Source organism: Streptomyces sp. NPDC093089, assembly GCF_044754405.1.
GTDB lineage: Bacteria > Actinomycetota > Actinomycetes > Streptomycetales > Streptomycetaceae > Streptomyces.
The window spans coordinates 53,841-75,432 of the sequence record NZ_JBIVPA010000019.1 but is presented as its reverse complement, the minus strand read 5'-3'; the positions used below and the strand labels follow the sequence as shown (position 1 = coordinate 75,432).

Sequence of the window (21,592 nt, the reverse complement as noted above, 5' to 3'; positions counted from 1 at the left end):
GCTCGCCGCCGCGCTGGAGGAGGTGGGTCCGGTCACTGGGACCGACACAGGGACCGACGACGGCCCCGAGGAGACGACCGCGGAGCGCAACGCGCGCTTCGAGCGGGACGCCCTCGGCTACCTCGACCAGATGTACTCGGCCGCGCTGCGCATGACGCGCAACCCCGCGGACGCCGAGGACCTGGTGCAGGAGACCTACGCGAAGGCGTACGGATCCTTCCACCAGTTCCGCGAGGGCACGAACCTCAAGGCGTGGCTCTACCGGATCCTCACGAACACCTTCATCAACTCGTACCGCAAGAAGCAGCGTGAGCCCCAGCGCAGCGCCGCCGAGGAGATCGAGGACTGGCAGCTCGCCCGCGCCGAGTCGCACATGTCGACCGGTCTGCGCTCCGCCGAGTCGCAGGCGCTCGACCACCTGCCCGACTCCGACGTGAAGGAAGCGCTCCAGGCGATTCCCGAGGAGTTCCGCATCGCCGTCTATCTCGCCGACGTCGAGGGGTTTGCGTACAAGGAGATCGCGGACATCATGGGGACACCCATCGGTACGGTGATGTCCCGACTGCACCGGGGACGCCGCCAGCTGCGCGGCATGCTCGAGGACTACGCCCGCGACCGCGGGCTGGTACCCGCGGGCGCCGGAGAGTCGTCGAACGATCTGAAAGGCTCGGGCTCATGAGCTGCGGAGAGCCGCACGAGACGGATTGCTCAGAGGTCCTGGATCATCTCTACGAGTTCCTCGACAACGAGATGCCCGACAGCGACTGCACCAAGTTCGAGGTGCACTTCGAGGAGTGCTCCCCGTGCCTGGAGAAGTACGGCCTGGAGCAGGCGGTGAAGAAGCTCGTCAAGCGCTGCTGCGGCAGTGACGACGTCCCCACCGACCTGCGCGCCAAGGTCATGGGCCGGATCGACCTGATCCGCGCCGGGCACCTGGTGCCCGAGCAGGACGTCACGGCGAGCGCCCCGGCGACACCGGCCCCGCAGGAGTAGCGCTCCCGCACCACCGGGCACGAAGGCCGCCGCGACGCGCTCGCGGCGGCCTCACGCATATATCAGCTTGTATCACCCGATGGTGCGAATCACCCGCACCGCGCCGTCCGGCGCCGCCCGACTCGCTAGCGTGACGGGCGTGATGGGCGTGAAGGTCATTCCGCGAGCGGCACGCGTGTACATCGCCTGCGCCCTGCTCGGCGCCGGGGCGTGCGCCCTGCCCGCGCTGCGCCCCGGCGCGGCCGTCCCCTGGGGCACGGCCGCGCTCCTCGCCGCCCTGTACGCGCTCTGCGAGCTGCCCGCCCGCTGCCGGTTCCTCGGCCGCGCCCTCGGCGGCTCCGTCCCCGTGGGCACCGGCTCCTTCTTCCCCGTGCTCCTCGCCGCCGCGCTCCTCCTGCCGCCCGCCGCCGCGGCGCTCACCGCGCTGCCCGCCGGCCTCCTCGCCCGCGTCGAGGAACCCCCCGCGGGGCCGCGGCGCGCCTGGCGGACCGCCTCCACCGCCCTCGCCGCCTGGGCCGCCGCGGCCACCGCCGGCCTCCTCGGCGGCCCGGCGGCCCTCGGCCGCGGCCCGGACGCCCCCGACCTGCCGTACGCGCTGCTGCCCGCGGCCGCCGCCGCGCTCGCCTTCTGCCTGACCCTCACCGCCCTCGACGGCGGCATCAGGGCGACGGCCGACGGACTGCCCCTCCGGGCCGCCTGGCGCGGCCTCCTCGGCCGGGCGCTCGCCCCGCACCTCGTGCACGGGCTCGCCGGGCTGATGATGGCCGTCCTCTGGCGCAGCACCTACGGGGCGGTCGCGGCCCTGTTCGTGCTGCTCCCGATGTACATCTCCTGCTGGGTCTTCGCCCAGTACCACCGCGAGCGCGCCGCCCACCAGGCCACCATCCGCGCCCTCGTGCAGGCCGTCGACATCAAGGACCGGTACACCCGCGGCCACAGCGAACGGGTCGGCCACGCCTCCGTCCTGATCGCCCGTGAACTCGGCCTGGCCGAGGACCGGCTCGACGTCGTCCGCTTCGCCGGCATCCTGCACGACGTCGGGAAGCTCGGCGTGCCCACCCGCGTCCTCCGCAAGGACGGGCCCCTCACCCCCGAGGAGCGGCGGGTCATCGAACTCCACCCGGAGTACGGCCACGAGATGGTCCGGGGCATCGGCTTCCTCGGCGAGGCCCGGTCCGCGATCCTCCACCACCACGAACGCATGGACGGCAGCGGTTACCCGTACGGCCTGCACGGCGAGCAGATTCCCGAATTCGCCCGGGTGGTCGCCGTCGCCGACGCCTTCGACGCCATGACCTCCACCCGCTCCTACAGCAGGGCCCGACCGGTGCCGACCGCCGTCGCCGAACTGGAGCGGTGCGCCGGCACCCAGTTCGACCCCCGGATGGTCGCCGCCCTCGTCCGCGCCCTCGACCGGCACGGCTGGCAGCCCGCCGTCACCGCCGACGAGGCCCCGCAGCCGGACCGGGTCCCGCCGCCCCGCGAGGCGGACGCCCCCGTCACCGGCCGGCCGAAGGAGCGCGCGTGAGGCCGGGCGCCGCCACCGTCGGCGCCCTGTACGGCGCAGCGCTCCTGCTGAGCCTCGCCGGCCTCGCCTCCACCCTCTGGCACGGCGTCGACGAACCCGGCAACGCCCTCGCCTTCGGCACCCTCGTCGCCCTCGGCGAGCTCGCCCGCTGGGGACCCGCCCCCGGCCCCGGGACACCCTCCGCGGCCGACGGGACCCGGGAGCGGGAGCCCGCGCCGCTCGCCGCCGCCGGAGCCCTCGCGTACGCCCTGCTCGGGCAGAGCGCCGGCACCGCCACCACCCACGGCGTCCTCCAGATCGTCGCCGTCGTCGTCGCCGCCGGCCTCGCCGGGATCGTCCCCCACCTCGCCCGGGGTCACGACCCCGCCCTCGACCACCTCGCCCGCCGCGTCCTCACCGTCGGCTTCGCCGCCCTCTGCTTCCAGCCCCTCTACAACGCGGGCGTCGTCGTCGACCGCCTCGGCCAGGGCCCCTGGTACGCCCTCTTCCTGGTCCTCCTGCTCGTCCTCACCGCCCTGTGCGACGCCGTCCTCGCCGCCCTCGTGCTCCGCGCCCGCACCGGATTCCCGTACGGCCCCCTCCTCCGCGACGAACTGCGCGCCCTCCTCGGCATCGGATCCGCCGTCTGCGCCACCGGCACCGTCATGGCGCTCGGCGTGGCCGCCGCCGGGCCGTGGGCGCTGCCCGTGCTCGCCGTGCCCCTGCTGCTCACCCAGGTCTCCTTCCGGCGGTACGCGGCCGTGCGGACCGTCAACCGGCAGACCATCGCCTCCCTCGCCCGCGCCACCGAGATCGCCGGCTGCACCGCGCCCGGGCACGCCCGCCGGGTCGCCGCCCTCAGCACCGCCGTCGGGCGCGAGCTGGGCCTCTCCGGGCCCGAGCTGACCGTCCTCGAACACGCGGCGCTCATGCACGACATCGGACAGCTCTCGCTCGTCGACCCGGTCGCGGGCGGCGCCACCGCCCTGCTGCCCGCCGAGGAGCAGCGCCGGATCGCCCTCCTGGGCGGCGAGGTGGTCCGCAGGACCGGGGTCGCCGCCTCCGTCGCCGTGATCGTCGAGCGCCAGGCCGACCCCTACCGCGAGCAGCCGGTGCCCGCCCGGATCGTCCGCACCGTGAACGCCTACGACGATCTCGCCGGCGACGGGGCGGGCGCGGCCCTGGGCGCGCTCGAACGCCTCAGGCTCGGCACCGCCCGCGACTATCACCCGGATGTCGTCGAATGCCTGGCCAGGGTCCTGGCGCGGGGCGGAGCCGCTGGGGTGACCTCCGTCCCCCCGGGGTAACCCATGGGTAATGAGCGCGCGTCCGACCGGGCATGGTTGGATGCGAACAAGAGGGTGAAGCGACCGGCAGGCGGGAATCGTGAAGATCTTCGGGAAGGTACGGCATCGGCCCTCCGCCTCGTGGCGGCAGGCCACCGACCGGGCGTTCACGCTGATCGGCGACGGCCGGTACGAGGACGCGGGCGCACTCCTGACGCGCGCGGCGGATCTGGAGCCCTGGCTCTCCGAGTCCTGGTTCAACCTGGCGCTGCTGCACAAGTTCCGCCACGACTGGGAGCAGGCGCGGGCGGCCGGGCTGCGCGCCGTCGCGCTGCTCGACAAGGAGACCGGCGCCCCCGACTGGTGGAACGTCGGCATCGCCGCCACCGCGCTCCAGGACTGGCCGCTGGCCCGCCGGGCCTGGCAGGCCTACGGCCTCAAGGTGCCCGGAGCCGCCGCCGGCACCGGCGAGCCCGCCGGCATGGAGCTGGGCAGCGCCGCCGTCCGGCTCTCGCCCGAGGGCGAGGCAGAGGTCGTGTGGGGCCGCAGGCTCGACCCGGCCCGGATCGAGGTCCTCTCCATCCCGCTGCCGTCCTCCGGGCGCCGCTGGGGCGAGGTCGTCCTCCACGACGGCGTGCCGAACGGCGAGCGGACCACCACCGCCGGCCCGTCCTACCCGGTCTTCGACGAGATCGAGCTGTGGGCGCCGTCCCCCGTCCCCACCTGGGTGGTCCTCCTGGAGGCCGCCACCGAGGACGACCGGGACGCCCTGGAGCAGCTCGCCGCCGAGGCGGGCTTCGCGGCCGAGGACTGGTCGTCGTCCGTGCGGCTGCTCTGCCGTGCCTGCTCCGAGTCGACCATGCCGAGCGCCGAGGGCGAGGGCGAGCACTCCGACCCGCACGACCACAGCGAGCCGGGGCACCCCGGGCCGCTCGGCCACCGCTCGCCCGGCGAGCTGTGGGTGCCGGAGCGCGAGTGCGGCATCGCCGCCCCGGCGGGGCTCGTGCGCGGGCTCCTCGACGGCTGGGTGGCGGACAGCCCCGACAGCCGTGAGTGGCGGGATCTCGAAGAGGTCTGCTGAGGCCTGCGGCCACGGGCCCGTAGGCTGTCCCCCGACGGAATCGGGTTTTCAGAAGGGCGCGGCCGGACATGGCGCAGCAGGAGACGGACGAGCAGACGCAGATCAACGACGGGTTCGTCGTGGACACGGAGGACTGCGAGGCGCGCGAGCTCGCCTACCGCGAGCGCGGCACTGCCCGCCCGATCACGGTCGTCGGCAACCCGGTGCTCCACAAGGAGTGCAAGGACGTCACCGAGTTCGACGCCGGGCTCGCCCAGCTGATCGACGACATGTTCGCCAGCCAGAAGGCCGCCGAGGGCGTGGGCCTGGCCGCGAACCAGATCGGCGTGGACCTCAAGGTCTTCGTCTACGACTGCCCCGACGACGAGGGCGTCCGCCACACCGGTGTCGTGGTCAACCCGGTCCTCCAGGAGCTCCCGGCCGAGCTGCGCGTCCTGGACGAGTCCAACGAGGGCTGCCTGTCCGTGCCGACCGCCTACGCCGAGCTGGCCCGCCCCGACTACGCCGAGGTCCACGGCCAGGACGCCCAGGGCAACCCCATCAAGGTGCGCGGCACCGGCTACTTCGCCCGCTGCCTCCAGCACGAGACGGACCACCTGTACGGCTACCTGTACATCGACCGCCTCTCCAAGCGCGACCGCAAGGACGCCCTCCGCCAGATGGAAGAGGGCACCCCGCGCTACGAGACGGTGCCGAACGCCTGATCGCGCGACCGCACGGAGAAGGGCCCCGCACTCGCCGAGTGCGGGGCCCTTCTCCGTGCGGCCGTGGCCTAGAAGTCCTCGTCCAGGTCCACCGAGCCCTCGACGGCCACCTGGTAGGCGGACGGGCGGCGCTCGAAGAAGTTGGTGAGCTCCTGGACGCCCTGGAGCTCCATGAACGCGAAGGGGTTCTCGGAGCCGTACACCGGGGCGAAGCCGAGGCGCTGGAGGCGCTGGTCGGCGACGCACTGGAGGTACTCGCGCATGGACTCGGTGTTCATGCCGGGCAGGCCGTCGCCGCAGAGGTCGCGGCCGAACTGCAGCTCCGCCTCGACGGCTTCCCTGAGCATGTCGGTGACCTGCTGCTGGAGGGCGTCGTCGAAGAGCTCCGGCTCCTCCTTGCGGACGGTGTCCACGACCTCGAAGGCGAAGTTCATGTGCATCGTCTCGTCGCGGAAGACCCAGTTGGTGCCGGTGGCCAGGCCGTGCAGCAGACCGCGGGACCGGAACCAGTACACGTACGCGAAGGCGCCGTAGAAGAACAGGCCCTCGATGCACGCCGCGAAGCAGATGAGGTTGAGCAGGAAGCGGCGGCGGTCGGCGGCCGTCTCCAGCTTCTCGATCTTCTCGACCGAGTCCATCCACTTGAAGCAGAACTGCGCCTTCTCGCGGATGGAGGGGATCTCCTCGACCGCGTCGAACGCGGCGGCGCGGTCGTCCGGATCGGGCAGGTAGGTGTCGAGCAGCGTCAGGTAGAACTGGACGTGCACGGCCTCCTCGAACAGCTGGCGCGACAGGTACAGGCGCGCCTCCGGGGAGTTGATGTGCTTGTAGAGCGTCAGCACCAGGTTGTTCGACACGATCGAGTCGCCCGTCGCGAAGAACGCGACCAGACGGCCGATCATGTGCTGCTCACCGGGGGTGAGCTTGGCGAGGTCGGCGACGTCCGAGTGGAGGTCGACCTCCTCCACCGTCCACGTGTTCTTGATCGCGTCCCGGTACCGCTCGTAGAAGTCCGGGTACCGCATCGGACGGAGGGTCAGCTCGAAGCCCGGGTCGAGGAGGTTCTTGCGTTCGGTGGTGCTCATTACTGGCAGGCCTCGCAGGACTCGGGGTTTTCCAGGGAGCAGGCGAGGGCGTCCGCGTCGGAGACCGCCTGCTGGACGGGGATGGGGGCGGCGGTCGCCGTCGACGCCTGCGCGGCGCGGGCGATCCGGGTCGCCGGGCGGGAGCGCAGGTAGTACGTCGTCTTCAGACCCTGCTTCCAGGCGTACGCGTACATCGACGACAGCTTGCCGATCGTCGGCGTCTCCATGAACAGGTTCAGCGACTGCGACTGGTCCAGGAACGGGGTGCGGGCCGCCGCCATGTCGATCAGGCCGCGCTGCGGGATCTCCCACGCCGTGCGGTACAGCTCGCGCACCTCGGCCGGGATCCAGCCGAAGCCGGCCACCGAACCGCTGGCGTCGCGGAGCGCGTCCCGGGTCTGCGCGTCCCACACGCCGAGCTTCTTCAGCTCGTCGACGAGGTACGAGTTGACCTGGAGGAACTCGCCCGACAGCGTCTCGCGCTTGAAGAGGTTCGAGACCTGCGGCTCGATGCACTCGTACACGCCGGCGATCGAGGCGATCGTCGCGGTCGGCGCGATGGCCAGGAGCAGGCTGTTGCGCATGCCGACGGCGGCGATCCGCTCGCGCAGCGCGGCCCAGCGCTCCGGCCAGTTGAGCTCCACGTCGTAGTGGTCGGGGTGCAGCACGCCGCGGGCGGTGCGGGTCTGCTCCCAGGCCGGCAGCGGGCCGCTGCGCTCGGCGAGGTCGGCGGAGGCCTCGTACGCGGCGAGCATGATCCGCTCGGCGATACGGGTGGACAGCGCGCGCGCCTCGGCGGAGTCGAACGGCAGCCGCAGCTGGAAGAAGACGTCCTGGAGGCCCATCGCGCCCAGGCCGACCGGCCGCCAGCGGGCGTTGGAGCGCCCGGCCTGCTCGGTCGGGTAGAAGTTGATGTCGACGACCCGGTCGAGGAAGGTGACGGCCGTGCGGACGGTCTCGTCGAGGCGCTCCCAGTCGATGTCGCCGCCGGTGACGAACGCGCCCAGGTTCACCGAACCGAGGTTGCAGACGGCGGTCTCGCCGTCGTTCGTGACCTCGATGATCTCGGTGCAGAGGTTCGAGGAGTGGACGACGGTGCCGGGCTCGGCGGTCTGGTTCGCGGTCCGGTTGGACGCGTCCTTGAAGGTCATCCAGCCGTTGCCGGTCTGGGCCAGGGTCCGCATCATCCGGCCGTACAGGTCGCGGGCCGGCATCGTCTTGCGGGCCAGGCCCTTCGCCTCGGCGGCGCGGTAGGCGGCGTCGAACTCCTCGCCGTACAGGTCGACGAGCTCGGGCACGTCCGACGGCGAGAACAGCGACCAGTCGGCGTCCGCGTTGACGCGGCGCATGAACTCGTCCGGGATCCAGTGCGCCAGGTTCAGGTTGTGCGTGCGGCGCTGGTCCTCGCCCGTGTTGTCGCGGAGCTCCAGGAACTCCTCGATGTCCGCGTGCCAGGTCTCCAGGTAGACGGCGGCGGCACCCTTGCGGCGGCCGCCCTGGTTCACCGCGGCGACGGAGGCGTCGAGGGTCTTCAGGAACGGGACGATGCCGTTGGAGTGGCCGTTGGTGCCGCGGATCAGCGAACCGCGGGCGCGGATGCGGGAGTAGGAGAGCCCGATGCCGCCGGCGTGCTTCGACAGGCGCGCGACCTGGTGGTAGCGGCCGTAGATGGAGTCCAGCTCGTCCTGCGGGGAGTCCAGGAGGTAGCAGGAGGACATCTGCGGGTGGCGGGTGCCGGAGTTGAAGAGCGTGGGGGAGGACGGCAGGTAGTCCAGGCGGCTCATCAGCCCGTACAGCGCGGCGACCTCGTCGAGCGCGCGGACGCTGTCGTCCTCGGCCAGGCCGCTGGCGACGCGCAGCATGAAGTGCTGCGGGGTCTCGATCACCTTGCGGGTGATCGGGTGGCGCAGCAGGTAGCGCGAGTAGAGGGTGCGCAGGCCGAAGTAGCCGAAGCGGTCGTCGGCGTCCCGGTCGATCAGGGTGTCGAGCCGGTCCGCGTGCAGTGCGACGAAGGCGGCGGTGCGGTCGGCGATCAGGCCCTCGCGGTGACCGACGGCGACGGAGGCGGAGAAGGAGACCGCGCCCTGGTCGGCCGCCTCGTCGGCGATGGTGATCGTCAGGAGCCGGGCGGCGAGCCGGGAGTACGCCGGGTCCTCGGCGATCAGGCCCGCGGCCGCCTCGGTGGCCAGCTCGCGCAGTTCCGCCTCGTCCGACGCGGCGCTGCGGCCGCGCAGCGCGGCGGCGGCGATCTTGCCGGGGTCGGTGTCGGGGAGATCGGCGGTGAGGTCGGTCAGGGTCCGCAGCAGCACGGTCCCGGGGCCGTCGCTCTCGACCGCGGAAGCCTCGGCCGAAGCCGGATCGGCGGGCGCGATGGTCACGTGGGGGCTCTCCCTCGCTCGGCTCGGGGCCGCGACGGGGAAGGCGGGCAGGGGGGCGTCCGTCATGCCGGACGCGCCGTGTCCACCGGCCCACTCCGCGAGGCCCGGAAGTCAGTGGCACCCGGAACGGAAGGACCGGGCGCGCTGCCGCAGGTCCTCGGACTCACTCCGTACGAAACCGCACGAAGCACACCGTTGCGGGACAGTTCCGGATTCGCGCCGGATTCCCCTGCGTCGACAGCGAGGATGAGCATACATGTGGGGGGCACCGCTGACGGCACCCCCCACATGTTGTGTCGGTCGTGGGGCTACAGCTCCAGCGCGTACGTCCGCAGCGCGTGGCCGGGGATCGGCTCCCAGTCCCGATCGGGGGTGCGGACGAAGCCGAGCCGCTCGTAGATCCGGTGCGCCGCGACCATCTTCGCGTCCGTGGAGAGCACCAGCCGCGCGCAGCCGGGGAGGGCCCGCGCCCGGTCCGCGCAGGCGCGTACGAGCGCTTCTCCGACGCCCCTGCCGCGGGCCGCGGGCGCGACCACCAGCATCCGGAACTCGGCCTCGCCGGCGACCGCGATGTCCGCCCAGGTGGTGCCTCCGGCGGCGAAGGTCACCCCGCCGACGATGCCGCTCTCCGGGTCGGCGGCGACGAGCACCTCGCTCTCGCGGGCCCGCCGGGCCGTGTCGCGGAGCACGGCCAGGTAGAAGTCGTCCTCGCCGTGGAGCAGCAGCCCGTCGTTCAGATAGGTGAGTCCGGTGAGATCGCCGAGCTCCTCGTACTCCTCGGGCCGTACCGCCCTGATCACGATGTCCATGAGGGCAGTCTGCCCCCACCGCGCGCGAAAGGGGCCCGGGATCTCCCGGGCCCCTCCTGTGCGCGTGCGCGGGGTCAGTGCACCGAGGCGCCGACCTTCGCGCGGTCCGACGAGCCGGTCGCGGCGTCGCCGGCGTCCGCCGTGTAGTCCTCGGGCGAGGTCTCGTCGACGCCCTCGGGGGCCTTGACGGCCTTGAGGACGAAGGTCAGGACGACCGTGACGACGACGTTGAGGACGAAGGCGGTGAGGCCGATGTAGCCGATCTCGCCGATGCCGGGGATCTCGGCGGAGGAGCCGCCGAAGTGCTTCTGGGTCGGGCTGGCGACGCCGTACGCGGCGACGGTGCCGTAGACCATGCCGACGGCCCAGCCGGCGAGCAGCGCCCAGCGGTGGAACCAGCGGGTGAACAGGCCGCCGACGAGGGCCGGGAAGGTCTGCAGGATCCAGATGCCGCCGAGCAGCTGGAAGTTGATCGCGACCGTCTTGTCCATGGTGAGGACGAAGGCCAGCGCGCCGACCTTCACCAGGAGCGAGACCAGCTTGGAGACCTTGGTCTCCTGCGCCGGGGTCGCGTCCGGTTTGATGAAGTCCTTGTAGATGTTCCTGGTGAACAGGTTGGCCGCGGCGATCGACATGATCGCGGCCGGGACGAGCGCGCCGATGCCGATCGCGGCGAAGGCCACGCCCGCGAACCAGTCCGGGAACATGGTCTCGAAGAGCTGCGGGATGGCGAGCTGGCCGTTCTTGACCTTGATCCCGGCGGCGATGGCCATGAAACCGAGCAGCGCGAGCAGGCCCAGCATCAGGGAGTACAGCGGCAGGATCGTGGTGTTGCGGCGGATGACGTCGCGGCTCCTCGACGACAGCGTCGCCGTGATCGAGTGCGGGTACATGAAGAGCGCGAGCGCCGAGCCGAGCGCGAGCGTCGCGTACGTCCACTGGCCGGCCTCGCCGGGGACGAGCGTGCCGCGCGGCTTGCCGGTCGCCGGGTTGGTCTGCGCGTAGGCCTCGCCGGCCTTGGCGAAGATCTCGTCGAAGCCGCCGAGCTTGATCGGGATGTAGATGATGGCCACGGCGATGACGATGTAGATCAGGGTGTCCTTGACGAAGGCGATGAGCGCGGGCGCGCGGAGCCCCGAGGAGTACGTGTAGGCCGCGAGGACGCCGAAGGCGATGAGCAGCGGCAGGTCCTTGATGAACCAGTGGGTGGTCTCGCCGCCGCCGACGCCCATCACGTCCAGGACGGCCTGGATGCCGACGAGTTGGAGCGCGATGTACGGCATGGTGGCGAGGATGCCGGTGACCGCGACCGCCAGCGACAGGCCCTTGGAGCCGAAGCGGCCCCGGACGAAGTCGGAGGTGGTCACGTACCCGTGCTTGTGCGAGACCGACCACAGGCGCGGCAGGAACGTGAAGATCAGCGGGTACACCAGGATCGTGTACGGCACGGCGAAGAAGCCGGCCGCGCCCGCCGCGTAGATGGCCGCCGGGACGGCGACGAAGGTGTACGCGGTGTAGAGGTCGCCGCCGAGCAGGAACCAGGTCACCCAGGTGCCGAACGACCGTCCGCCCAGGCCCCATTCGTCGAGGCTGTGCTCGTTCTCGGCCTTGCGCCAGCGCGCGGCCAGGAAGCCCATGACCGTGACGGCCACGAAGAAGAAGACGAAGACGCCCAGCGCCACGCCGTTCACGCCGTCCTTCATCGCGCGTCACCTCCCTTGCGGGCGCGCTGGTCGCGCTGCCACAGCTGGTACGCGACCATGGTGAGCGCGGTGGAGACCAGTACCCAGAGCATCTGGTACCAGTAGAAGAACGGGATGCCGGCGAAGACCGGTTCGGCCTTCGCGTACGAACTCACCCAGAGCATCGCCACGAACGGGGCGAACAAGCAGAGCGCGATCACCACCCTCAAGGGGGTGATGGCCGGTTGTTTCCCTTGTGTCGCTTCTGGCACGGCGAATCGTCCCCTCGCTGATCACCTCGGTAATGGTGGGGAAATCTAGGGGACGCGTTCGCCGCAGGGAACCCCCGTCCGCATAACGGAGTCGATTCTTCGGGAATTCGTCACAACCGGCTGCCCCGGGCCGCCCGCGGTCTTCCGCGTCGCGTTCCGCACCGCCTTCCGCGCCGCGTTCCGACGCGGCACGGGGGATCGTCAGGGTCTAGACCAATGGTGGTGCGGTTGCGGTCCGTTCGGCCCGGGTGCCGGGTGGGATCAGCCGTTGGGGCGCTGGAGGCGGGCGACGAACTTGTACCGGTCGCCGCGGTACACCGAGCGCACCCACTCCACCGGCTCGCCCTGGCCGTCGAGGGAGTGGCGGGAGAGCATCAGCATCGGCAGGCCGACGTCCGTGCCGAGCAGCCCGGCCTCGCGCGGGGTGGCGAGGGAGGTCTCGATGGTCTCCTCCGCCTCGGCGAGGTGCACGTCGTACACCTCGGCGAGCGCGGTGTAGAGGGAGGTGTACTTCACCAGGGACCGGCGCAGCGCGGGGAAGCGCTTCGCCGACAGGTGGGTGGTCTCGATGGCCATCGGCTCGCCGCTCGCCAGCCGCAGCCGCTCGATGCGCAGGACGCGGCCGCCGGCGGAGATGTCGAGCAGGCCGGCGAGGGTGTCGTCCGCCGTCACGTACCCGATGTCGAGGAGCTGCGAGGTCGGCTCCAGGCCCTGGGCCCGCATGTCCTCGGTGTACGAGGTGAGTTGCAGGGCCTGGGAGACCTTGGGCTTGGCGACGAAGGTGCCCTTGCCCTGGATGCGCTCCAGGCGCCCCTCGACGACCAGCTCCTGAAGGGCCTGGCGCACGGTGGTCCGCGAGGTGTCGAACTCGGCGGCCAAGGTGCGCTCCGGCGGCACCGGCGTGCCGGGCGGGAGGGTCTCCGTCATGTCGAGCAGGTGACGCTTCAGCCGGTAGTACTTGGGCACGCGCGCGGTGCGGGTGACTGCCCCGCCCTCTGTCTCTGTGCCGCCCGCGTCCGTGGCCATGGCCTGCCTTCCCGACTCCTGTGCTGCTGCCGTCACCGGCTCCTCCGTCTGTCGCGGCTCACATGGTGGCACGGTTCGTGTGCCCTCACTGTTTCTCCTGCCGATATGTGCCGGTTCGGCGAGGAGGAGTCGTTCCCTGCCTCTTATACACCGAGGAGTCCCTCGTTGGTCTAGGCCATTCAGGCCGAGAGGTGCGAGCCTCTTTCCAGGGTCCTCCACCCGCCCTCCGCGCGCCGTCCCGGCTCTTCCGCGCGTCGCGCCGGGGGTGAGGTGTCGGTCCGATAACGGACGCCACTACCCGTCTTACACACTCTTGACACCCCAAAAGGTCTAGGCCAAGCTCCGGGTACTGGTCTAAACCATTAAAGACCAGGTCCCAGCCCCACGAGCACTACCCGACGTATGTCTTCGCGCGGTGGGCAGGGGTTGCAGGCATCCCTGAGGAGGGTGGCGTGAAGCGCAAGCTCATCGCGGCGATCGGCGTCGCGGGCATGATGGTTTCTATCGCGGCGTGTGGGGGCTCCGACAAGTCCGGAGACAACGCCGGCGGCGACGCCAAGGAGCTCACCGTCTGGCTGACGGTGGACGCCCAGAACAACTGGCCCGAGCTGGTCAAGGCCGCCGACGACGCGGTGACCAAGAAGCACCCGGGCATCAAGATCAAGCACGAGTACTACGGCTGGCCGGACAAGAACACCAAGCTCGACGCGGTGCTCGCCACGGACAAGGCCCCGGATGTTGTCGAAATGGGCAACACCGAGATGATCAGCTACATGGCCAAGGGTGCCTTCGCCGAGGTCGACGCGTCGAAGTTCGAGAACTCCGACAAGTGGCTCGACGCCCTCAAGGACTCGGTCACCTACAACGGCAAGACCTACGGCGTCCCCTACTACGCCGGTGGCCGCGTCGGCACCTGGCGCAAGGACGTCGCCGCCGAGGCGGGCGTCAAGGCCGCCCCGAAGACCTGGGCCGAGCTGACCGCCGCCCTCGACGCCATCCAGGCGAAGAAGGGCGACAAGTTCAGCGCCTGGTACCAGCCGTCGCCCGACTGGTACGCCGCGATGTCCTTCGTCTTCGACGCGGGCGGCTCCATCGCCAAGCAGGACGGCGAGACCTGGAAGGCGAACCTCTCCTCGCCCGAGTCCGTCAAGGGCCTCACCGAGTACAAGAACATCCTCGACAAGTACATGCACGGCGACAAGACGAAGGACGAGTCCGACCGTCCCGTCGTCTTCGGCCAGGGCAAGTCCGCCACGATCTTCGCCGCCGGCTGGGAAGGCGCCACCGCCGCCGACCCGAAGTCCGACAAGGTCGGCGGGCTGAAGGACAAGCTCGAGAACTTCGTGATGCCCGGCCCGTCCGGCAAGCCCCTCCCGGTCTTCCTCGGCGGCTCCGACCTGGCCATCCCGGTCAAGTCCAAGGCGCAGGGCGTCGCCGGCGAGTGGATCGCCGCCTTCACCGGCGCCGAGGGCCAGAAGGGCCTCATCGCCAAGGGCAACCTGCCGAACAACAAGGCCGACCTCGCCCCGCTGAAGAGCGACCCGGCCACCGCCGTCCCGGCCACCGCCGCCGAGTCGAGCTACTTCGTCCCGACCGCTCCGGGCTGGGGCCAGGTCGAGAAGGCCCAGATCCTCAAGACGATGCTCATCGACATCGCCAAGGGCAAGTCCGTCGAGGAGGCCGCCAAGGCCGCCGACACCGCGATCGACAAGGTCATCAACACCAAGTGACCTACGGGCAGGGCCCCGTCACCACGACGGGGCCCTGCCGCCCGTACCACGAGAGGGATCGCTGAGGAGCACGGGATGAGTGCCGCAGACACAACCACCGCGAAGGTGCCGCCGGTGCGGCAATCGCCACCCTCCGGCTCCACAGCCGGTGGCCCGGGGAAGCCCGGCAAGAAGTCGAACAGCGGGGCGGGCGTCCCATGGCTGCTCCTCGCGCCATGTCTCCTCGTCCTGCTCCTGGTGCTGGGCTACCCGCTGGTCCGCCTGGTCGCCCTCTCGTTCCAGAAGTTCGGCCAGCCCCAGCTGTGGGGCTTCCAGGAAGCGGAGTCGGCCGGCTTCGACAACTTCACCAAGATCCTCGGTGACGGCGAGTTCTGGGCCGTCGTCCTGCGCACCGTGATCTTCGCGGCCGGTGCCGTGATCGTCACCATGGTCCTCGGCATGATGATCGCCCTGCTGCTGCAGCGCGTCTCCGGCTGGGTCAAGGCGCTGATCAACATCGTGCTCGTGGCGAGCTGGGGCATGCCCATCATCGTCGCCACCGCCATCTTCAAGTGGCTCTTCGACGCCGACTACGGCGTGCTGAACTGGCTGCTCAGCCGCATACCCGGCGTCGACATGATCGGCCACAACTGGTTCGCCAGCGGCCCGCAGGGCCTCGCCGTGATCATGCTGCTCGTCGTCTGGGGCGCCGTCCCCTTCGTGGTGATCACCCTGAGCGCCGGCCTCACGCAGGTCCCCAAGGAGCTCGAAGAGGCCGCCCGTCTCGACGGAGCCGGCGCCTGGGGCGTCTTCCGCTTCGTCACCCTGCCCATCCTCAAGCCCATCATCGTCATGCTGACCACGCTGTCGGTGATCTGGGACATGGGTGTCTTCCCGCAGGTCTACGTGATGCGCAACGGCCACCCGGAACCCGAGTTCCAGCTGCTCACCACGTACTCCTTCGACCGGGCGTTCGTCGTCAACGACTACGGCACCGGCTCCGCGATCGCGCTCGTCACGGTCCTGCTGCTGCTCGGCGTCGTCGCCGTCTACATGCGCCAGATGCTCAAGATCGGAGACGTGGAGTGAGCGCCGCCAACGCCACGGCAGCCCCGGCCAAGTCGCCGGCGCCGGCCGTCACCCACCGCCGCAAGTCCAAGCTCGGCTGGAACCTCCTCGGCCTGCTCGTCGTCCTCACGGCCGGTTTCCCGGTCTACTGGATGATCAACACGGCCTTCAAGCCGGCCAAGGACGCGATCGACCCGGATCCGCACTTCTTCCCGTCGACCTTCACGCTGGAGAACTTCAAGCGTGCCCTGGAGATCGCCGACTTCTGGGGCCCGGTCCTCCGCAGCCTCGCCGTCTCGCTCGTCGTGGTCGTCATCGGCATCGCGGTCGGCCTGCTCGCCGCCCTCGCGATCTCCCGCTTCGCCTTCCGCGGCCGCAAGATCGTGATCGTCGGCATCCTCGCGGTCCAGATGGTCCCGCTGGTCGCCATGATCATCCCGGTCTTCCTGCTGCTCAACGACCTCGGCCAGTACGACCGGCTCAGCGGCCTGATCATCACCTACCTGACCTTCATCCTCCCCTTCACGGTGTGGACGCTGCGCGGCTTCATCGTCAACATCCCGAAGGAGCTGGAGGAGGCGGCCATGGTCGACGGCTGCACCCGCACCGGCGCCTTCGTCCGGGTCGTCTTCCCGCTGCTCGCGCCGGGCATGGTGGCCACCTCCGTCTACGGCTTCATCCAGGCGTGGAACGAGTACCTCTACGCCCTGATGCTGATGAGCCAGCAGAACCAGACGGCCACCGTCTGGCTCAGCAACTTCATCACCAAGAACGGCACCGAGTACGCCCCGATGATGGCCGGCTCCACCATGATGGCCGTCCCCATCGTGATCCTCTTCCTGCTCGTCCAGCGCAAGATGGCCGCCGGTCTGACCGCCGGCGCGGTGAAGGGATAACCGAGCCCCATGACCACTCTCGTACACGGCTCGGACACCCTGACGCGTGACGCGCTCACGGTCCTCCAGCCCGGCTTCGTCGGCACCACCGCACCCGACTGGCTGCTCCGCCGCATCGGCGAGGGCCTCTCGTCGGTCGGCCTCTTCGGCCGGAACATCGTCAGCCCCGGGCAGCTCGCGGCGCTCACGGCGCAGCTGAGGGCCGAGCGGGACGACGTCCTCGTCGCCATCGACGAGGAGGGCGGGGACGTCACCCGCCTGGAGGTCAAGGAAGGCTCGTCCTTCCCCGGCAACTACGCCCTGGGCAGCGTCGACGACGTCGAGCTCACCCGGGCCGTCGCCCGCGAGCTGGGCCGCAGGCTCGCCCGCTGCGGCGTCGACCTCAACTGGGCGCCCTCGGCGGACGTCAACTCCAACGTCGAGAACCCGGTCATCGGCGTCCGGTCCTTCGGGTCGGACCCCGACCTGGTCGCCCGGCACACCGTGGCGTACGTCGACGGCCTCCAGGGCGTCGGGGTCGCGGCCTGCACGAAGCACTTCCCCGGACACGGCGACACGAACGTGGATTCCCACGACGCCCTGCCCCGGATCGATGTGGACCTCGCCACACTGCACGTCCGTGAGCTGGTACCTTTCCGCGCCGCCATCGCCGCGGGTACCAAAGCGGTCATGAGCGCGCATATCCTGCTGTCCGCGCTCGACCCTCGCCGTCCGGCCACCCTGAGCCCGCAGATCCTCACCGGTCTGCTGCGCCAGGAGCTGGGCTTCGAGGGGCTGATCGTCACCGACGGCGTGGAGATGCAGGCCGTCGCCGCGACGTACGGCATCGAGCGTGGATCCGTCCTCGCGATCGCCGCGGGCGCCGACGCCATCTGCGTCGGCGGCGGGCTGTGCGACGAGGACACCGTGCTGCGGCTGCGCGACGCGCTGGTCGGTGCGGTACGGACCGGTGAACTGCCCGAGGAGCGGCTGGCCGACGCCGCGGCGCGCGTGCGCGCCCTGGCGGCCTGGACCCAGGCGCACCGGGCGAGGGGCGGGGCTGAGACGGTGTCGGGCGCGGCAGTGCAGGAGGGGACCGCGCCCGGCACCGACATCGGACTCGTCGCGGCCCGCCGGGCCCTCAAGGTGACCCGGGGGGAGCGGCCTCACACGCCGATGACCAGCGCTCCCTTCGTGGCCTCCTTCACGCCCGTCGCGAACTTCGCGGTCGGTGACGAGACGCCCTGGGGCATCGCGGCGGAGCTGGAGCGGCTGCTGCCCGGCACGGAGACCGGCTCGTACGACGAGTCCCGCGCCGTGGACGAGGTCCTCGCCGCCGCGGGGGAGCGGCGGATCGTGGCGGTCGTCCGGGACGTCCACCGGTACCCGTGGATGACCGCGGCCCTGGACGGCCTCCTCGCGGCCCGGCCCGACACCGTCGTGGTCGAGATGGGCCTCAACGAGGCGGAGCCCCGCGGGGCGCTGCACATCGCCACGCACGGTGCGGCCCGGGTCTGCGGCCGCGCGGCCGCAGAGGCCGTCGTGGGGACCGGCGCCTGACCGCCGGCTCCGACGCCCTGACGTGACGGGGGCCCGGCACCTGACCAGGTGCCGGGCCCCTTGCGCGCGACCGGGGAGCCGGGTGGCTCAGATGCCCTGCCAGTCGGGCTTGGCGGCGAAGGTCTGGCGGAAGTACTCCGCGAGCTTCAGCTTGGACGCGGCGGCCTCGTCGACGACGACCGTGGCGTGCGGGTGCAGCTGGAGGGCGGAGGCGGGCACGAGGGCCGACACCGGTCCCTCGACGGTCTGCGCGACGGCCTCGGCCTTGCCCTCGCCGGTGGCGAGCAGCACCAGGTGGCGGGCCTCCAGGATGGTGCCGATGCCCTGGGTGATGACGTGGTGCGGCACCTGCTCGATGTCGTCGTCGAAGAAGCGCGCGTTGTCCACCCGGGTCTGCTCGGTGAGCGTCTTGATCCGGGTGCGGGAGGCGAGCGAGGAGCACGGCTCGTTGAAGCCGATGTGTCCGTCGGTGCCGATCCCGAGGATCTGCAGGTCCACGCCGCCGGCCTCGGCCAGCGCCTTGTCGTAGGCCTCGCAGGCCGCCTGGACGTCCTCGGCGGAGCCGTCGGGGCCCATGAAGGCGTCCTGGGACAGGCCGAGCGGCTCGACGACCTGGCGGAGCACGGTGGAGCGGTACGACTCCGGGTGCCCGGCGGGCAGGCCGACGTACTCGTCCAGCTGGGCGATCCGGGCCCGCGAGGGGTCCACGGAGCCGGCCGCGACCCGGGCGACAAGGGCGTCGTAGATCGGGATCGGAGTCGAACCCGTGGCCACGCCGAGCAGCGCGTCGGGCTTGCGGCGCAGGAGGTCGGCGATGCCGTCCGCGATGAGCTCGCCGCCCGCCTTGGCGTCCTTGACGATGACAACTTCCACGCTGTGCCTGCCGATCTGGTGAGGGGCGCTGGTGAGGAGCCGTGTGGTATAGACCAATCTAAGTCCAAATCTAGCAGAGGAGAGCCCTTCTCCTCATGCCGTTCCGCCCCGCGGACGCCCGCCGACTCCATCGTCGACCGCACCCGACTCCCCAGCCACTCGGACCCCTCCCGCCCCACTGGCGACACCTCGGGGGCACCTCTGGCGGCAGGCCCGCGGCGGGGCGGCGGAGGGGAGGGCTCGCGGCGGGGGTGGAGGGGGAGGGCTCGCGGCGGAGGCGGAGGCGGCGCGGGCTCGGCCGGCGCGGGGCTGACGCGCGCCGCGGGGGAGCGGGGGCGGAAACGGCCCCAGAAACACCCGCGGGCCGCGGCGCCTGACGGGACCCTCAGCCCGTCCGGCACCGCAGCCCGGAGTTGCCCGGCCGGGGGTGTGCGGTCCCTCGGCCGTTGTGGGAGGTCTCGACGCAGTCAGGGCAGAGAGCGTCGGGTACCTCGTTCCATCCTCCTGTGCGGGGAGGATGGAGGCTCTGTTGCGTTCATTGTGGACTAGACCATTCTTGTCTGTCCATCCATGGGAACGCGGTGCTTCCGGGGCCATCCTCCAATACGAAGCCCCGGAGATCCAGGTTCATCGTCCCTGAATTCCGCGGGTACGCTCGCATCGTGCCCTCCATGAACGACCTCGTGCGCCAGCACACCGCCCTGAGCGACTCCGACCTCGAGTGGCTCCACCTGCTGGTGTCGGAGTGGCAGCTGCTCTCCGACCTCTCCTTCGCCGACCTCGTCCTCTGGGTTCCGACCCTCGACGGCACGCGGTACGTCTCCGTCGCGCAGATGCGGCCGAACACCGGCCCCACCTCCTACCAGGACGACATGGTCGGCCACCTGGTCCCGCGCGGCCGCCGCCCGCTGCTCGACGCCGCGCTCGACGAGGGCCGGATCGTCCGCGAGGGCGACCCCGAGTGGCGGGAGGAGGTCCCGGTGCGGGTCGAGTCCATCCCCGTCCGCCGCGAGGGCAGGGTCCTCGGCGTCATCGCCCGCAACACCAACCTGCTGACCGTCCGCACCCCCTCCCGCCTGGAGCTCACCTACCTCCAGTCGGCCTCCGACCTCGCCCAGATGATCGCGGCCGGGACCTTCCCCTTCCCGGGCGAGCAGGTCGACATGGACTCCTCGCCCCGGGCCGGCGACGGCCTCGTCCGCCTCGACGCGGAGGGCATCGTCCAGTACGCCTCGCCCAACGCCCTCTCCGCGTACCACCGGCTCGGCCTCGCCGCCGACCTCGTCGGCCAGCACCTCGGCCAGATCACCGCCGAACTCGCCCCTTCCCGGGGTCCGGTGGACGAGGCCCTGGTCACCCTGGCCTCCGGCTACGCGCCGCGCGAGTTCGAGGTCGAGGGCAACGGCGGGGTGATCCAGCTCCGGGCCATCCCCCTCAAGCCCAAGGGCACCCGCATCGGTTCGCTCGTCCTGCTCCGCGACGTCACGGAACTGCGCCGCCGCGAGCGCGAGTTGATCACCAAGGACGCCACCATCCGGGAGATCCACCACCGGGTGAAGAACAACCTCCAGACGGTGGCCGCCCTGCTGCGGCTCCAGTCCCGCCGGATGGACTCGGAAAGCGGCCGCGAGGCGCTCAACGAGGCCGTGCGGCGCGTCGGTTCGATCGCCATCGTCCATGAGACGCTGTCCCAGAACCTGGACGAGCGGGTGGAGTTCGACGAGATCGCCGACCGGGTGATCGCGATGGTCGCCGAGATCTCCCCGGGCAAGGTCACCTGCCGGCGCACCGGTCGCTTCGGCATCCTCGACGCCGAGGTCGCGACCCCGCTCTCGATGGTCCTCACCGAGATCCTGCAGAACGCGCTGGAGCACGCCTTCGCGCAGGGCGAGCAGGGCACCGTCGAGGTGGCCGCCGTGCGCGGCGAGCCCAGGGCCGATGCCCGGCTCCTCATCACGATCCAGGACGACGGCTGCGGCCTGCCCGAGGGCTTCGACCCGCAGCGGGCCGGCAACCTCGGCCTCCAGATCGTACGGACCCTGGTGGAAGGGGAGTTGGGCGGTTCCTTCGACATGCTCCCGGGTGTCGAGCGCGGCACGAAGGTGGTCCTCGACATTCCCGTGCAGCCGCAGAAGTAGCCGTACGCGCCCGCGAACAGCAGCGAGCCCCGGACCGAAGGGAATCGGTCCGGGGCTCGAATGCTGTGGGTTACTGCTGCGCGCTGCGGCTCAAGGGCGGTGATTGCATACGCGATGTATGCGCCGCCTGCCTCAGGCTGTCGGTGGGCGTCAGGCGCTGGCGTTACGCGCCCGGTTGCGAGCGGCACGGCGCTTCATCGCGCGGCGCTCGTCCTCGCTGAGGCCACCCCAGACGCCGGAGTCCTGGCCGGACTCGAGCGCCCACTGCAGGCACTGCTCCATGACGGGGCAGCGGCGGCAGACGGCCTTGGCTTCCTCGATCTGCAGCAGCGCAGGACCGGTGTTGCCGATGGGGAAGAACAGCTCGGGGTCTTCCTCACGACAAACGGCGTTGTGACGCCAGTCCATGGCTGCTACCTCTCTCAGTGTTACGTGCCAGTTGCTTGTGAATGTGAACGCTTTCACGAATCCCCCCGCAAGGGAAGGGCCGACTGCCAGGTGAACTGGTGTGGTCCTGTGGTGAGGAGGGGTTCTGGCTCTCAGTGG

The 21,592-nt window shown here is 71.0% G+C and carries 19 protein-coding genes and 1 riboswitch; of the genes, 11 read left to right on the top strand and 8 right to left on the bottom strand.

The window, feature by feature from the left end:
* Positions 1 to 22: 22 nt before the first annotated feature.
* From ACIQFX_RS34515 to def, 6 genes are all read left to right on the top strand, one after another.
* Entirely contained in the window at positions 23 to 679 is a 657-nt protein-coding gene (locus tag ACIQFX_RS34515; RefSeq protein ID WP_352186978.1) for a sigma-70 family RNA polymerase sigma factor, read from the top strand.
* Positions 676 to 993: a mycothiol system anti-sigma-R factor gene (gene rsrA / locus ACIQFX_RS34510; protein WP_376487610.1), complete on the top strand. Its 318-nt coding sequence runs from the start codon at positions 676 to 678 to the stop codon at positions 991 to 993. The genes ACIQFX_RS34515 and rsrA overlap by 4 nt, the downstream gene beginning before the upstream one ends.
* A 148-nt stretch (positions 994 to 1,141) precedes the next feature.
* A complete protein-coding gene (locus ACIQFX_RS34505; RefSeq protein ID WP_402471617.1) occupies positions 1,142 to 2,521 on the top strand; it encodes an HD-GYP domain-containing protein in 1,380 nt (459 codons plus the stop codon).
* Positions 2,518 to 3,807 (top strand): HD-GYP domain-containing protein, encoded by a 1,290-nt coding sequence (locus ACIQFX_RS34500; protein ID WP_402471455.1) that lies wholly within the window; start codon positions 2,518 to 2,520, stop codon positions 3,805 to 3,807. Before ACIQFX_RS34505 ends, ACIQFX_RS34500 begins: the two co-directional genes overlap by 4 nt.
* A gap of 79 nt (positions 3,808 to 3,886) precedes the next feature.
* Entirely contained in the window at positions 3,887 to 4,867 is a 981-nt protein-coding gene (locus ACIQFX_RS34495; RefSeq protein ID WP_367827445.1) for a tetratricopeptide repeat protein, read from the top strand.
* A 68-nt stretch (positions 4,868 to 4,935) separates the two neighbouring features.
* Entirely contained in the window at positions 4,936 to 5,571 is a 636-nt protein-coding gene (gene def, locus ACIQFX_RS34490; RefSeq protein WP_376487607.1) for a peptide deformylase, read from the top strand.
* Positions 5,572 to 5,639: 68 nt separating this feature from the next.
* Here def and ACIQFX_RS34485 read toward each other — a convergent pair whose 3' ends face one another.
* The 6 genes from ACIQFX_RS34485 to ACIQFX_RS34460 form a co-directional block, all read right to left on the bottom strand.
* Positions 5,640 to 6,656 carry a ribonucleotide-diphosphate reductase subunit beta gene (locus tag ACIQFX_RS34485; RefSeq protein ID WP_402471452.1) on the bottom strand — a complete coding sequence of 339 codons (1,017 nt, stop codon included), beginning with the start codon at positions 6,654 to 6,656 and terminating at the stop codon, positions 5,640 to 5,642.
* Positions 6,656 to 9,034 (bottom strand): ribonucleoside-diphosphate reductase subunit alpha, encoded by a 2,379-nt coding sequence (locus tag ACIQFX_RS34480; protein ID WP_402471450.1) that lies wholly within the window; start codon positions 9,032 to 9,034, stop codon positions 6,656 to 6,658. The genes ACIQFX_RS34485 and ACIQFX_RS34480 overlap by 1 nt, the downstream gene beginning before the upstream one ends.
* A gap of 130 nt (positions 9,035 to 9,164) precedes the next feature.
* Positions 9,165 to 9,329, bottom strand: a riboswitch (cobalamin riboswitch).
* A 13-nt stretch (positions 9,330 to 9,342) separates the two neighbouring features.
* Complete coding sequence (locus tag ACIQFX_RS34475; RefSeq protein WP_402471448.1) at positions 9,343 to 9,843, bottom strand: GNAT family N-acetyltransferase; 501 nt, start codon at positions 9,841 to 9,843, stop codon at positions 9,343 to 9,345.
* 74 nt (positions 9,844 to 9,917) lie between these two features.
* Positions 9,918 to 11,546, bottom strand: coding sequence for a monocarboxylate uptake permease MctP (gene mctP / locus ACIQFX_RS34470; protein WP_402471445.1), 1,629 nt, complete (start codon positions 11,544 to 11,546; stop codon positions 9,918 to 9,920).
* On the bottom strand, positions 11,543 to 11,797 hold the full coding sequence (locus tag ACIQFX_RS34465) for a DUF3311 domain-containing protein (protein ID WP_402471443.1): 255 nt from the start codon (positions 11,795 to 11,797) through the stop codon (positions 11,543 to 11,545). The genes mctP and ACIQFX_RS34465 overlap by 4 nt, the downstream gene beginning before the upstream one ends.
* 261 nt (positions 11,798 to 12,058) lie before the next feature.
* Positions 12,059 to 12,823, bottom strand: a complete 765-nt coding sequence (locus ACIQFX_RS34460; RefSeq protein ID WP_402471615.1) for a GntR family transcriptional regulator — start codon at positions 12,821 to 12,823, stop codon at positions 12,059 to 12,061.
* 452 nt (positions 12,824 to 13,275) lie between these two features.
* Between ACIQFX_RS34460 and ACIQFX_RS34455 the strand changes: the two genes are divergently transcribed.
* The 4 genes from ACIQFX_RS34455 (at position 13,276) to ACIQFX_RS34440 (ending at position 18,035) form a co-directional block, all read left to right on the top strand.
* Complete coding sequence (locus ACIQFX_RS34455) at positions 13,276 to 14,553, top strand: extracellular solute-binding protein (RefSeq protein WP_402471440.1); 1,278 nt, start codon at positions 13,276 to 13,278, stop codon at positions 14,551 to 14,553.
* Positions 14,554 to 14,628: 75 nt separating this feature from the next.
* Complete coding sequence (locus ACIQFX_RS34450) at positions 14,629 to 15,621, top strand: carbohydrate ABC transporter permease (protein ID WP_402471439.1); 993 nt, start codon at positions 14,629 to 14,631, stop codon at positions 15,619 to 15,621.
* Complete coding sequence (locus ACIQFX_RS34445) at positions 15,618 to 16,496, top strand: carbohydrate ABC transporter permease (RefSeq protein ID WP_402471436.1); 879 nt, start codon at positions 15,618 to 15,620, stop codon at positions 16,494 to 16,496. The genes ACIQFX_RS34450 and ACIQFX_RS34445 overlap by 4 nt, the downstream gene beginning before the upstream one ends.
* 9 nt (positions 16,497 to 16,505) lie before the next feature.
* A complete protein-coding gene (locus ACIQFX_RS34440) occupies positions 16,506 to 18,035 on the top strand; it encodes a glycoside hydrolase family 3 protein (RefSeq protein ID WP_402471435.1) in 1,530 nt (509 codons plus the stop codon).
* An 87-nt stretch (positions 18,036 to 18,122) separates the two neighbouring features.
* On the opposite strand, the gene nagB is transcribed toward ACIQFX_RS34440, so the two are convergent.
* Positions 18,123 to 18,908, bottom strand: coding sequence for a glucosamine-6-phosphate deaminase (gene nagB, locus ACIQFX_RS34435; RefSeq protein ID WP_402471612.1), 786 nt, complete (start codon positions 18,906 to 18,908; stop codon positions 18,123 to 18,125).
* A gap of 671 nt (positions 18,909 to 19,579) precedes the next feature.
* On the opposite strand from nagB, the gene ACIQFX_RS34430 reads away from it, so the two are divergent.
* Positions 19,580 to 21,046, top strand: a complete 1,467-nt coding sequence (locus tag ACIQFX_RS34430; protein ID WP_402471433.1) for a sensor histidine kinase — start codon at positions 19,580 to 19,582, stop codon at positions 21,044 to 21,046.
* Between the two features lie 150 nt (positions 21,047 to 21,196).
* Here the strand turns inward: ACIQFX_RS34430 and ACIQFX_RS34425 are convergent, their stop codons facing one another.
* Complete coding sequence (locus tag ACIQFX_RS34425) at positions 21,197 to 21,454, bottom strand: WhiB family transcriptional regulator (protein ID WP_003953983.1); 258 nt, start codon at positions 21,452 to 21,454, stop codon at positions 21,197 to 21,199.
* Between the last annotated feature and the right edge of the window lie 138 nt (positions 21,455 to 21,592).